Here is a 13,555-nt window from a genome sequence, read left to right on the forward strand (position 1 = left end):
GTATATATAATAGGTGAAGCGCCGCAGTGAAAAATATTTTCGGGAAAATGGAAAATTGTGTTTCGCAAATTGTGAGTTGTGAATAATTTTTCTATCTTTGCACCCGATTTCGCCTGTGAGCAAAGGCGGAAAAGCCGCGTTCTTTGAGAGGAGTTTGTTGATGAAAAATTTATGGCTGAATATTTGGCCGTTAAATTTTTTATACCTACTTTTGCAATCCAAAAGGGTGAGAATGCCGATGTAGCTCAGTTGGCCAGAGCAGCTGATTTGTAATCAGCTGGTCGGGGGTTCGAATCCCTCCATCGGCTCGGAAGCCGATGCGCAGGGGCGGAGCAGCGGCGGAGATTAGGAAAATTCGGGAAGTTACCAGAGTGGCCAAATGGGGCAGACTGTAAATCTGCTGGCTTACGCCTTCGGTGGTTCGAATCCATCACTTCCCACGAAAAAGAGAAGCCGGTCGGAGTTGCAAACCTGCCGTCGCCCGGAGCCCGCCAGTCGGACTCTCTCGCGTAACGGCGGAGCAGGTGAACTCGGATGCGGTGTATTTTTGCGGAAGTAGCTCAGTTGATAGAGCATTAGCCTTCCAAGCTAAGGGTCGCGAGTTTGAGTCTCGTCTTCCGCTCACAAAATTCAAACGATGCGCGTGGTGCAGATCTTCATTCCGGCGGTTTCGCAGAAACCGCGCCAAACGGAAGGATCTGTGTCGCCCGTTTTTGTCGGTGGATGAATTTTTGATTTTTTGGGTAATTTTTATAAAAACTTTAAATACTTAATACTATGGCAAAAGAGAAATTCGACCGTTCGAAACCGCACGTAAACATCGGTACTATCGGACACGTTGACCACGGTAAGACGACCCTTACCGCTGCAATCACGACCGTTCTTGCTAAGAAAGGTCTTTCGGAGCTTCGCTCGTTCGATTCGATCGACAACGCGCCCGAGGAGAAAGAGCGCGGTATCACGATCAATACCTCGCACGTCGAGTATCAGACGGCCAGCCGCCACTATGCTCACGTGGACTGCCCGGGCCACGCCGACTATGTGAAGAACATGGTTACGGGTGCTGCCCAGATGGACGGTGCCATTCTCGTTGTTGCCGCTACCGACGGTCCGATGCCCCAGACCAACGAGCACGTGCTGCTCGCCCGTCAGGTGAACGTGCCGAAGATCGTGGTTTTCCTGAACAAGTGCGATATGGTGGACGATGCCGAGATGCTCGATCTGGTCGAGATGGAGGTGCGCGACCTGCTCAACAAATACGAATACGACGGCGACAATGCGCCTATCATCCGCGGTTCCGCACTCGGCGCCCTGAACGGCGAGGCCAAGTGGGAGGAGAAAGTGATGGAGCTGATGGATGCTGTCGACAACTACATCCCTCTGCCCGTTCGTGAGAACGAGAAACCTTTCCTGATGCCTATCGAGGACGTATTCTCGATCACGGGCCGCGGTACCGTGGTAACGGGCCGTATCGAGACGGGTGTCATCCACGTGGGCGATCCCGTCGAGATCGTCGGTCTGGAGGAGAAGACGCTGACTTCGACCTGCACCGGCGTGGAGATGTTCCGCAAACTGCTCGACGAGGGCGAGGCCGGCGACAACGTAGGTCTGCTGCTTCGCGGTATCGACAAGAAAGAAGTAAAGCGCGGTATGGTCGTCGCTAAACCCGGTTCGATCACTCCGCACACCGAGTTCCAGGCTGAGGTCTATATCCTCAAGAAGGAGGAGGGCGGCCGTCATACTCCGTTCCACAACAAGTATCGTCCCCAGTTCTATCTGCGCACGATGGACGTAACGGGTGAGGTGCATCTGCCCGAAGGCGTGGATATGGTGATGCCGGGCGACCACGTAACGATCACCGTGAAACTGATCTATCCCGTCGCTCTGAACGACGGTCTGCGTTTCGCAATCCGCGAGGGCGGCCGTACGGTAGGTGCCGGTCAGATCATCAAGGTCCTCAAATAGTCGGACTGGAATGAAATTCAGGGAAGCGGCACGCCGCTTCCCCTCTTAGGAGCATAGTTCAAGGGTAGAATAGCGGTCTCCAAAACCGTTGATGGGAGTTCGAATCTCTCTGCTCCTGCTGGAATAATATGGAAAATCTATGTTGAACTACGTCAAAGAGTCTTACAACGAGCTTGTAAACAAGGTAACTTGGCCGACATTCGCCCAGTTGCAGAACTCGACGATCGTCGTCATGGTGGCTTCGGTCATCTTCGCGGTCGTGGTTCTTGCGATGGATACGTCGTTCGAGACGATTCTGGCCCAGATTTACAAGTTCTTGGGTAATGTAGGCCGTTAATTGTTGCGATATTCACGATGAGCGAAATTAGCAAACAGTGGTATGTAGTCCGCGCCGTAGGCGGCAAGGAAAATAAGGTGAAGGAGTATATCGAATCCGAAATTCGCCATAACCACCTCGAAGACTACATCTCACAGGTCTTGATTCCCACCGAAAAGGTCTATACCATCCGCAACGGAAAGAAAGTTTCGAAAGAGAAGGTTTCCTATCCGGGGTATGTGCTGGTGGAGGCTGCTTTCGTAGGACAGATTCCCATGATTATTCGGAATACTCCCAATGTGCTCGGATTCCTCGGCGATACCAAGGAAGACAGCCGCAAGATGATCGCCACCCCGCTGCGTCCGCAGGAGGTGAGTCGCATCTTGGGCCGTGTCGACGAACTGAGCACGATGGAGGAGGAGAACGAAATACCCTTCTTTGTCGGCGAGACCGTGAAAGTTACGGACGGTCCTTTCTCAAGCTTCCAAGGTACCATTGAGACTGTCGACAACGAGCGCAAGAAACTCACGGTATCTGTAAAGATATTCGGGCGCAAAACTCCGATGGAGTTGGGTTTCACCCAAGTAGAAAAAGAATAAAAACCAAAGGAAAATTATGGCAAAAGAGGTTGCTGCTTTTATCAAATTGCAGATAAAAGGTGGTGCTGCCAACCCTTCTCCCCCCGTGGGCCCCGCATTGGGTTCGAAAGGAGTCAATATCATGGACTTCTGCAAGCAGTTCAATGCGCGCACACAGGATAAGGCGGGAAAGGTGCTTCCAGTCATCATCACGGTTTATAGCGATAAGTCGTTCGACTTTGTTGTAAAACAACCGCCCGTAGCCATTCAGCTCAAGGAGGCGGCGAAAGTCAAGACCGGTTCCGCTCAGCCCAACCGCGACAAGATCGGGGAGGTTACGTGGGAGCAGGTGCGCGAGATCGCTCAGGACAAGATGCCTGACATGAACTGCTTTACGCTTGAAGCTGCTATGCGTATGGTCGCCGGTACTGCGCGCAGTATGGGTATCAACGTCGTTGGTGAGTTTCCTAAAATGTAATGCAAGATGAGTAAGTTGACAAAAAATCAAAAGATTGCCTATGCCAAGGTGGAGCCCGGAAAGGCTTACAAGCTGACCGAGGCCGCTGCTCTTCTGAAGGAAATCACCTTTACGAAGTTCGATGCTTCGGTGGATATCGACGTCCGTCTGGGCGTGGATCCCCGCAAGGCCAACCAGATGGTGCGCGGCGTGGTAACGCTGCCCCACGGTACGGGCAAGACCGTGCGGGTGCTCGTGCTTTGCACCCCCGAGAAGGAGGCCGAGGCGAAAGCCGCGGGCGCCGACTATGTGGGTCTGGACGAGTATGTGGAAAAGATCAAGGGCGGCTGGACCGACGTTGATGTAATCATCACTACTCCCAATGTGATGGGCAAGGTGGGTGCGCTGGGCCGTATTCTGGGTCCCCGCGGACTGATGCCCAACCCCAAAACCGGTACGGTAACGATGGAAGTCGGCAAGGCCGTGAGCGAGGTGAAATCGGGTAAGATCGACTTCAAGGTCGACAAGTTCGGTATCATCCACACTTCGGTCGGCAAGGTTTCGTTCTCGGCGGAGCAGATCGCAGACAATGCGAACGAGGTGCTGGGGATGATTCTCAAACTCAAACCGGCTGCTGCCAAAGGTTCTTATGTTAAGAGTATCTATCTCTCGACCACAATGAGTCCGGGCGTGCAGATTGATCCCAAATCAGTAGAAACCAAATAGAAGGAGGACCGAAAGAGATGACAAAGGAAGAAAAATTGGTTGTAATCGACAGCCTTGCCGCTCAGCTCAGCGAATATCCTCACTTCTACATCACCAACATCGAGTCGCTCAATGCCGAGCAGACGGCGGATCTGCGCCGCAAGTGCTTCGAGAGCAATGTCAAACTCGTCGTGGTGAAGAACACGCTCCTCACCAAAGCGCTGGAGAAGGTGGAGAAGGCGGAGACTGATCTGGTCAACGTATTGGAGGGTTCGACCTCGATCATGTTCGCCGAGGTGGCCAAAGCCCCTGCGCAACTCATCAAAGAGTTCCGCAAGAAATCGGACAAGCCCGTGTTGAAGGCTGCGTTCGTCGAGGGCTGCGTCTACGTAGGCGACAATCAGCTCGACACTCTGTGTAACATCAAGAGCAGGGAAGAGCTCATCGGCGATATCGTCGCACTGTTGCAGTCCCCGGCCAAGAATGTTATTTCTGCATTGCAGGCTAATGCAGGCCAAAAGATCGCGGGTCTGGTGAAGACTCTCGAAACCCGTAACAATTAACAATTAAGAATTAAAACAAAATTTATAAAGATTACAACTATGGCAGATGTAAAGAAACTGGCTGAAGAACTGGTTAACCTGACCGTTAAGGAGGTAAATGAACTTGCTACGATCCTCAAGGAGGAGTATGGCATTGAACCCGCTGCTGCTGCCGTTGCAGTCGCTGCACCCGCTGCCGGCGCAGGCGAAGCCGCTGTCGCAGAGAAGTCGTCGTTCGACGTGATCCTGAAGAATGCCGGTCAGGCCAAGCTTCAAGTAATCAAGGTCGTGAAAGACATCGCAGGTTTGTCGCTGGGCGACGCTAAGGCTCTGGTGGACGGCGCTCCGAAAGCGGTTAAGGAAGGTGTTTCCAAGGAGGAGGCCGAGCAGATCAAGGGCCAGCTTGAGGAGGCAGGTGCTGAAGTTGAAGTTAAGTAGTTCTGCTGCTTATTACGTTTCAGACAACTCAGGTGTAGGGCTTACGGCGAGCGTAAGCTCTATGCCTTTCTTGGTCTAAAGATCGGAAGTGCCGCACTGAGCTGTGTCCGGTTTTTGGCGTTCGGATGCTCTCGGGGTGCGATGTGCTTGCACCGAGGGCATTGGCGGGATAGGCAGATCCCGCTGACAGGGAGCGTAACATCACCTATCCCAGAGTCTTACACTTCAACTTAATTTGGATTTTACCGATGTCCGCAACAAAAACACAACAAAGAGTCAGCTTCTCGACAGTCAAGAACAGGGTTCCGTATCCTGACCTGCTGGAGGTACAGCTCAAATCATTCCGGGACTTTTTCCAGATGGACACAACAGCCGAAAACCGTAAAAACGAGGGGCTGTACAAAGTGTTTCAGGAGAACTTTCCCATCACAGATACACGGAACAATTTCGTTCTGGAATTCATCGACTACTACATCGATCCGCCTCGTTATTCGATCGAAGAATGCCTCGAACGCGGCCTGACGTACAGTGTCCCTTTGAAAGCCAAGCTGAAACTCTATTGCACCGACGATGAGCACGAAGATTTCGGAGTGGTCGTTCAGGACGTTTATTTCGGTACGATTCCCTATATGACCGAACGGGGTACGTTCGTAATCAACGGTGCGGAGCGCGTGATCGTTTCGCAGCTGCATCGCTCGCCGGGCGTGTTCTTCGGCCAGAGCATGCACACGAACGGTACGAAACTCTATTCGGCCCGCATCATCCCCTTCAAGGGATCGTGGATCGAGTTCGCGACGGACATCAACAACGTGATGTATGCGTACATCGACCGCAAGAAAAAACTGCCCGTTACCACGCTGCTGCGTGCGATCGGTTTCGAAACGGACCAGCAGATCCTCGAAATCTTCGACCTCGCGGACGAGGTGAAAGTTACGAAGGCCAATCTGAAGAAGGCCGTGGGGCGCAAACTGGCAGCCCGTGTGCTTTCCACATGGGTCGAGGACTTCGTGGACGAGGATACGGGCGAGGTGGTCTCCATCGAGCGCAACAACGTGATCGTAGACCGCGAGACGGTGCTTGAGGAGCAGCATATCGACGAGATCATCGAGAGCGGCGCCAAGACGATTCTGCTGCACAAGGAGAATCAGTCGGGTGTCGATTTCTCGATTATATACAATACGTTGCAGAAGGATCCGTGCAATTCGGAGAAAGAGGCCGTCGTGTACATCTACCGGCAGTTGCGCGCTTCGGAGCCGCCCGACGAGGCCACGGCGCGCGACGTGATCGAAAAGCTTTTCTTCTCGGACAAGCGTTACGATCTGGGCGACGTGGGGCGTTTCCGCATCAACAAAAAGCTGGGACTGGACACCGATCCGCAGATCCGCACGCTGACGCGCGAAGACATCATCGCCATCATCAAGTACCTGATCCAGCTCATCAACTCGAAGGCCGAGGTGGACGATATCGACCACCTTTCGAACCGCCGTGTCCGCACGGTGGGCGAGCAGCTTTCGAACCAGTTCTCGGTGGGTTTCGTGCGCATGGCCCGCACGATCCGCGAACGCATGAACGTGCGCGACAACGAGGTCTTCACGCCGGTGGATCTGATCAACGCCAAGACGCTGTCGAGCGTGATCAACTCCTTCTTCGGCACCTCGCAGCTCTCGCAGTTCATGGACCAGATCAACCCGCTGGCCGAGATCACGCACAAACGCCGTCTGTCGGCCCTCGGTCCGGGCGGTCTGTCGCGCGACCGTGCCGGTTTCGAGGTCCGGGACGTGCACTACACCCATTACGGGCGTCTCTGTCCGATCGAGTCGCCGGAAGGCCCGAACATCGGTCTGATCTCTTCGCTGTGCGTCTACGCGAGGATTTCGCCGATGGGTTTCATCGAGACGCCCTACCGTTCGGTGGAGCACGGGGTGATCGACCTCGACAATTCGCACATCAAATACTATTCGGCCGAGGAGGAGGAGGGCAAGATCGTCGCACAGTCGAACGTTCCGATCGACGATGCGGGGCATTTCCTGCAGCCCGAGCGTATCAAGGCCCGCGAAGGCGCCGACTTCCCCGTGGTTACGGCCGATGAGGTGAACCTCATGGACGTGGCTCCGAACCAGATCGCTTCGATCGCCGCCAGCCTCATTCCGTTCCTCGAACACGACGACGCCAACCGTGCGCTGATGGGATCGAACATGATGCGTCAGGCCGTTCCCCTCATTACGTGCGAATCGCCGATCGTCGGTACGGGCATCGAGAAAGACATGATTTCGGACAGCCGCATCCAGATCGTCGCCGAGGGCGACGGCGAGGTGGTGTTCGCCGATGCGACCAAGATTCAGATCCGCTACGAACGCTCGGAAGACGAGGTGCTCGCATCGTTCGCTCCCGAGGTTACGACCTACGAGCTGCCGCGCTACCGCCGCACGAACCAGAATACGTCGATCACGCTCAAGCCTACGGTGCTCACGGGAGACAAGGTCGTGAAGGGGCAGATTCTTACGGAGGGTTACTCGACGCAGAACGGCGAGCTGGCGCTGGGCCGCAACCTCAAGGTGGCGTTCATGCCGTGGAAAGGTTACAACTTCGAGGATGCCATCGTCATTTCGGAACGCATCCAGCGCGAGGATATATTCACGTCGGTGCATGTGGACGAGTACATCATGGAGGTCCGCGACACCAAGCGCGGCGTCGAAGAGCTGACCTCGGACATCCCGAACGTGTCGGAGGATGCGACGAAGGACCTCGATGCGAACGGCATCATCCGCATCGGTGCGAACGTGCACCCGGGCGACATTCTGATCGGCAAGATCACTCCGAAGGGCGAGAGCGATCCCTCGCCCGAGGAGAAACTGCTGCGCGCGATCTTCGGCGACAAGGCCGGCGATGTGAAGGACGCCTCGCTCAAGGCCCAGCCCTCGCTGCACGGTGTGGTGATCGACACGAAGCTTTACAGCCGTGCAGGCAAGGAGAACAAGAAGAGCAAGAGCGCCGAGAAGGCCGCGCTCGAACAGCTCGACGAGAAGTTCGCGGGACAGATCGCCGAGCTCACGAAACGGCTCGTGTCGAAGCTCTGGACGCTGTTGCAGGGTAAATCCGCTCAAGGCATCACGGATTATTTCGGCGTGGAGCTCTATCCTGCCGGAACGAAGTTCTCGCAGAAGATGCTCGAAGAGATCGCCCGCAAGTCGTCCGACGAGAAGACGGGCGTGGCGATGGGCTATCTCAATCTCGGTTCGTGCAAGTGGACGGGCGACGAACATACGGATGCGCTGATCGAAGCCACGGTCAACAACTATACGATCGAGTGGAAGAAGGCCGATGCGGCCATCAAGCGCGAGAAGTACAACCTCACCAACGGCGACGAACTGCCGCAGACGGGCGTGATCCAGATGGCGAAGGTCTACATCGCCAAGAAGCGCAAGCTGAAGGTGGGCGACAAGATGGCCGGCCGCCACGGCAACAAGGGTATCGTGGCGCGTGTCGTGCGCGACGAGGATATGCCGTTCCTCGAAGACGGTACGATCGTCGATATCTGTCTGAACCCGCTGGGCGTGCCGTCGCGTATGAACCTCGGTCAGATCTACGAGACCGTGCTCGGATGGGCCGGCCGCGAGCTGGGCCTGAAGTTCGCCACGCCGATCTTCGACGGCGCTTCGCTCGAACAGATCAACGAGTACACGGCTCAGGCCGGTATTCCGCGCAGCGGCCGCACCTATCTTTACGACGGCGGTACGGGCGAGAAGTTCGACCAGCCGGCTACGGTGGGTGTGATCTACATGCTCAAGCTGGGCCACATGATCGACGACAAGATGCATGCGCGTTCGATCGGCCCCTATTCGCTCATCACGCAGCAGCCGCTGGGCGGTAAGGCGCAGTTCGGCGGTCAGCGTTTCGGCGAGATGGAGGTGTGGGCGCTCGAGGGCTTCGGCGCCGCCAACATCCTGCAGGAGATTCTGACGATCAAGTCGGACGACGTGATGGGTCGCGCCAAGGCTTACGAGGCGATCGTCAAGGGCGAGAATCTGCCCAAACCGGGGATACCCGAAGCGATGAACGTGCTGCTGCACGAGCTGCGCGGACTGGCGCTGTCGGTCAAACTGGAGTAAGCCGAGGTTAACTGAAGAAAAGAAAAACAAGATAGATTATGTCATTCACCAAAGACAATAATAAAGCGAATAACGGTTACAGCCGCATCTCGATCGGTCTGGCTTCTCCGGAGGAGATCCTTGCCCAGTCGAGCGGCGAGGTGCTGAAGCCCGAGACGATCAACTATCGTACCTACAAGCCCGAGCGCGACGGTCTGTTCTGCGAGCGCATCTTCGGTCCCGTGAAGGACTACGAGTGCCACTGCGGCAAGTACAAGCGTATCCGCTACAAGGGCATCGTCTGCGACCGTTGCGGCGTGGAGGTTACGGAGAAGAAGGTGCGCCGCGAGCGCATGGGACACATCTCGCTGGTGGTCCCCGTGGTGCATATCTGGTATTTCCGTTCGCTGCCTTCGAAGATCGGTTATCTGCTGGGCATCCCCTCGAAGAAACTGGAGGCGATCATCTACTACGAACGTTATGTGGTCATCAATGCGGGCGCCGCAGCCGAACAGGGCATCGAACGGCTCCAGACCCTCGCGGAGAAGGAGTACCTCGACGTGCTGGCCGCACTTCCGAAAGGCAATCAGGCGCTCGACGATTCGGATCCCAACAAGTTCGTGGCCATGATGGGCGCCGAGGCGATCCGTACGCTCCTGCAGCAGGTGGACCTCGATTCGATGTCCTATGCGCTCCGCCACAAGGCCTCGACCGAGACTTCGCAGCAGCGCAAGAGCGAAGCGCTGAAGTGTCTGAACGTCATCGAGTCGTTCCGTGCGTCGAAAGGTCAGAACAAACCCGAGTGGATGGTGCTGAGCGTGATTCCCGTGATTCCGCCCGAGCTGCGTCCCCTCGTGCCGCTGGACGGCGGCCGTTTCGCCACGTCGGACCTCAACGACCTCTACCGCCGCGTCATCATCCGCAACAACCGCCTCAAGCGCCTGATCGAGATCAAGGCGCCGGAGGTGATTCTCCGCAACGAGAAGCGCATGTTGCAGGAGGCGGTCGATTCGCTGTTCGACAACTCGCGCAAGTCGAATGCCGTGAAGAACGAGTCGAACCGCCCGCTCAAGTCGTTGTCGGATTCGCTCAAGGGCAAGCAGGGACGCTTCCGCCAAAACCTGCTGGGTAAGCGCGTCGACTATTCGGCCCGTTCGGTGATCGTCGTCGGTCCGGAGCTGAAGATGCACGAGATGGGTATTCCGAAAGATATGGCCGCCGAGCTGTACAAGCCGTTCGTGATCCGCAAGCTCATCGAGCGGGGCATCGTCAAGACGGTGAAGTCGGCTAAGAAGATCATCGACCGCAAGGATCCCGTGATCTGGGGTATTCTGGAGAACGTCATCAAGGGGCACCCCGTGCTGATGAACCGCGCCCCGACGTTGCACCGCCTCGGTATTCAGGCTTTCCAGCCCAAACTGATCGAGGGCAAGGCCATGCAGCTGCATCCGCTGGCCTGTACGGCGTTCAACGCCGACTTCGACGGCGACCAGATGGCCGTGCACCTGCCGCTGGGCAATGCCGCCATTCTGGAGGCGCAACTGCTGATGCTCGGTTCGCACAACGTGCTCAACCCGGCGAACGGCGCGCCGATCACGGTGCCGTCGCAGGACATGGTACTCGGTCTGTACTACATCACCAAGCCCCGCAAGGGCGTCAAAGGCGAGGGGCTCACGTTCTACGGCCCCGAGGAGGCGATCATCGCCTATAACGAGAAGCGTGCCGATCTGCATGCCGTGGTGAAGTGCATGGTCCGCGATCTGGACGAGCAGGGCAATCCCGTGCGCGTGTTGAAGGAGACCACGATCGGCCGCATCCTGTTCAATCAGGTGGTGCCCGAGGAGGTGGGATACATCAACGAGGTGCTGACGAAGCGTTCGTTGCGCGACATCATCGCCGTGGTGATGAAGAGGGCCGGTGCCGACAAGGTGGCCGCATTCCTCGACGACATCAAGAACATGGGATACCGGATGGCCTTCCAAGGCGGTCTGTCGTTCAACCTCGATGCCGTCATCATCCCCGAGGAGAAGCAGAAACTCGTGCAGGAGGGGTACGACCGTTCGGACGCCATCATGGAGGATTACAACATGGGTCTGATCACCAATAACGAGCGTTACAATCAGATCATCGACGTCTGGACGAACATCAATACCAAATTGACGAAAGCCGTGATCGACACGCTCGTCAAGGACGACGACGGGTTCAACCCCGTCTACATGATGCTCGACTCCGGCGCCCGCGGTTCGAAGGAGCAGATCCGTCAGCTCAGCGGCATGCGCGGTCTGATGGCCAAGCCGCAGAAATCCGGTGTGGAGGGCGGTCAGCAGGTCATCGAGAACCCGATTTTGTCGAACTTCAAGGAGGGACTTTCGGTGCTCGAATACTTCATCTCGACGCACGGTGCCCGCAAGGGTCTGGCCGATACGGCCCTCAAGACGGCCGATGCGGGTTATCTGACGCGCCGTCTGGTGGATGTGGCGCAGGACGTCATCATCAACGAGGAGGACTGCGGTACGCTGCGCGGCCTGACGGCTACGGCCATCAAGCGCAACGACGACGTAGTGCAGACGCTCTACGACCGCATTCTGGGCCGTACGGCGCTCAACGACGTGGTGCACCCGCTCACGGGCGAGGTGCTCTGCGCTGCCGGCGAAGAGATTACGGAGGACATCGCCGAGGCGATCGAGAAGTCGCCGCTCGAATCGGTCGAGATCCGTTCGGTGCTGACGTGCGAGGCCCGTCGCGGCGTCTGTGCGAAGTGCTACGGCCGCAACCTTGCTACGGCCCGAATGGTCCAGAAGGGCGAGGTCGTAGGCGTGATCGCCGCGCAGTCGATCGGCGAGCCCGGGACGCAGCTTACGCTCCGTACGTTCCACGTCGGCGGCGTGGCCGGCGGCAGTGCCGTCGAGACCAATGTCGTGTCGAAATACGAGGGCCGTCTGGAGATCGACGAGTTGCGCACCGTGAAGGGCAAGAATGCCGCCGGCGAGGCGATCGACATCGTCATCTCGCGTCAGTCGGAGTTCCGCATCGTCGATCCGAAGACCGACATCGTGCTCTATACGCACAACCTGCCTTACGGCGCGACGCTCTTCATGGCCGACGGCGCCGAGGTGAAGAAGGGCGATCTGGTGTGCGAATGGGATCCTTACAACGCCGTCATCATCTCGGAATACGAGGGACGCGCGGTTTACGACAGCGTGATCGAAGGCGTTACGTACCGCGAGGAGCGCGACGAACAAACGGGTCTCTCGGAGAAGGTCGTCATCGAGTCGAAAGACCGTACGAAGAACCCCGTCATCCGCGTCATCAACAAGGACGGCGAGGAGGTCAAGCAGTACAACCTGCCCGTGTCGGCCCATGTCGTGGTGAAGGACAATGCGAAGATCAAGGCCGGCGACATTCTGATCAAGATCCCGCGTGCCGTCGGCAAGTCGGGCGGCGATATCACGGGCGGTCTGCCGCGTGTTACGGAGCTTTTCGAGGCCCGCAACCCGTCGAATCCCGCCATCGTGTCCGAGATAGACGGCGAGGTGTCGTTCGGCAAGATCAAACGCGGCAACCGCGAGATCATCATCACCTCGAAGGAGGGCGACGTGAAACGCTATCTGGTGCCGCTGTCGCGTCAGATCATCGTGCAGGAGAACGACTACGTGAAGGCGGGCAGCCCCTTGTCGGACGGCGCCATCACGCCGAGCGACATCCTCAACATCCTCGGCCCCACGAAGGTGCAGGAGTACATCGTCAACGAGGTGCAGGAGGTCTATCGCATGCAGGGCGTGAAGATCAACGACAAGCATTTCGAGGTCATCGTCCGTCAGATGATGAACAAGGTGCAGATTCAGGATCCGGGCGATACGCGCTTTTTCGAGGATCAGATCGTCGACAAATGGGAGTTCATGGACGTGAACGACGAATTGTACGACAAGGTCGTCGTAACCGATGCGGGCGACTCGGCGGCCGTACAGCCCGGGCAGATCATCTCGCTGCGGAAGCTGCGCGATGAGAATTCGAGCCTCAAGCGCCGCGATCTCAGACCCGTGCAGGTGCGCGACATCGTGCCCGCCACGTCGAATCAGGTGTTGCAGGGCATCACCCGCGCCGCACTCCAGACTTCGAGCTTCATTTCGGCCGCATCGTTCCAAGAGACGACCAAGGTACTCAACGAGGCCGCCATCCAAGGCAAGGTCGATCCGCTGGAGAACCTCAAGGAGAATGTGATCTGCGGACATTTGATTCCGGGCGGTACGGGCTTGCGCGAGTACGACGATCTGGTGGTCGGATCGACCGCGGATCTGGATATGTTGCAGGCTGCGAAATAGCCGTACGGCCGATTGTAAAGGGGCTGTCTAACAAGTTTAGATGGCCCCTTAAAATTTTTTTTAGTGCCCAAATCCATAAAATGGATAGTTTTAATAACAAATAAGGTGCAAATATTTTGCAGAATAAGAGACGATTTTCTATAT

At 56.7% G+C, this 13,555-nt stretch carries 9 protein-coding genes and 4 tRNA genes; all 13 read left to right on the plus strand.

What is annotated here, in order from left to right:
- The first annotated feature begins 234 nt into the window (after positions 1 to 234).
- Positions 235 to 308: transfer RNA gene (locus BN3659_RS08135), tRNA-Thr, on the plus strand.
- Between the two features lie 49 nt (positions 309 to 357).
- A tRNA-Tyr gene (locus BN3659_RS08140) sits at positions 358 to 440 on the plus strand.
- Positions 441 to 549: 109 nt separating this feature from the next.
- Positions 550 to 622 (plus strand) — tRNA-Gly (locus BN3659_RS08145).
- A gap of 155 nt (positions 623 to 777) precedes the next feature.
- Positions 778 to 1,965: an elongation factor Tu gene (gene tuf, locus BN3659_RS08150; protein ID WP_091536074.1), complete on the plus strand. Its 1,188-nt coding sequence runs from the start codon at positions 778 to 780 to the stop codon at positions 1,963 to 1,965.
- A gap of 47 nt (positions 1,966 to 2,012) precedes the next feature.
- Positions 2,013 to 2,083 (plus strand) — tRNA-Trp (locus BN3659_RS08155).
- A 21-nt stretch (positions 2,084 to 2,104) separates the two neighbouring features.
- Positions 2,105 to 2,302 carry a preprotein translocase subunit SecE gene (gene secE / locus BN3659_RS08160; protein WP_091536075.1) on the plus strand — a complete coding sequence of 66 codons (198 nt, stop codon included), beginning with the start codon at positions 2,105 to 2,107 and terminating at the stop codon, positions 2,300 to 2,302.
- A gap of 17 nt (positions 2,303 to 2,319) precedes the next feature.
- Positions 2,320 to 2,880, plus strand: a complete 561-nt coding sequence (gene nusG / locus BN3659_RS08165; RefSeq protein ID WP_091536077.1) for a transcription termination/antitermination protein NusG — start codon at positions 2,320 to 2,322, stop codon at positions 2,878 to 2,880.
- 16 nt (positions 2,881 to 2,896) lie between these two features.
- Positions 2,897 to 3,337 (plus strand): 50S ribosomal protein L11, encoded by a 441-nt coding sequence (gene rplK, locus BN3659_RS08170; RefSeq protein WP_091536078.1) that lies wholly within the window; start codon positions 2,897 to 2,899, stop codon positions 3,335 to 3,337.
- 6 nt (positions 3,338 to 3,343) lie between these two features.
- Positions 3,344 to 4,042, plus strand: coding sequence for a 50S ribosomal protein L1 (gene rplA / locus BN3659_RS08175; RefSeq protein WP_091536080.1), 699 nt, complete (start codon positions 3,344 to 3,346; stop codon positions 4,040 to 4,042).
- Between the two features lie 17 nt (positions 4,043 to 4,059).
- Positions 4,060 to 4,584, plus strand: coding sequence for a 50S ribosomal protein L10 (rplJ, locus tag BN3659_RS08180; protein ID WP_091536082.1), 525 nt, complete (start codon positions 4,060 to 4,062; stop codon positions 4,582 to 4,584).
- 39 nt (positions 4,585 to 4,623) lie between these two features.
- Entirely contained in the window at positions 4,624 to 5,001 is a 378-nt protein-coding gene (gene rplL, locus BN3659_RS08185) for a 50S ribosomal protein L7/L12 (protein ID WP_091536083.1), read from the plus strand.
- 248 nt (positions 5,002 to 5,249) lie between these two features.
- Positions 5,250 to 9,110, plus strand: a complete 3,861-nt coding sequence (gene rpoB, locus BN3659_RS08190) for a DNA-directed RNA polymerase subunit beta (protein ID WP_091536085.1) — start codon at positions 5,250 to 5,252, stop codon at positions 9,108 to 9,110.
- A 38-nt stretch (positions 9,111 to 9,148) separates the two neighbouring features.
- Positions 9,149 to 13,411 carry a DNA-directed RNA polymerase subunit beta' gene (gene rpoC / locus BN3659_RS08195; RefSeq protein WP_091536087.1) on the plus strand — a complete coding sequence of 1,421 codons (4,263 nt, stop codon included), beginning with the start codon at positions 9,149 to 9,151 and terminating at the stop codon, positions 13,409 to 13,411.
- The last annotated feature ends 144 nt before the right edge of the window (positions 13,412 to 13,555 follow it).

This window comes from Alistipes sp. CHKCI003 (assembly GCF_900021155.1).
GTDB lineage: Bacteria > Bacteroidota > Bacteroidia > Bacteroidales > Rikenellaceae > Alistipes > Alistipes excrementavium.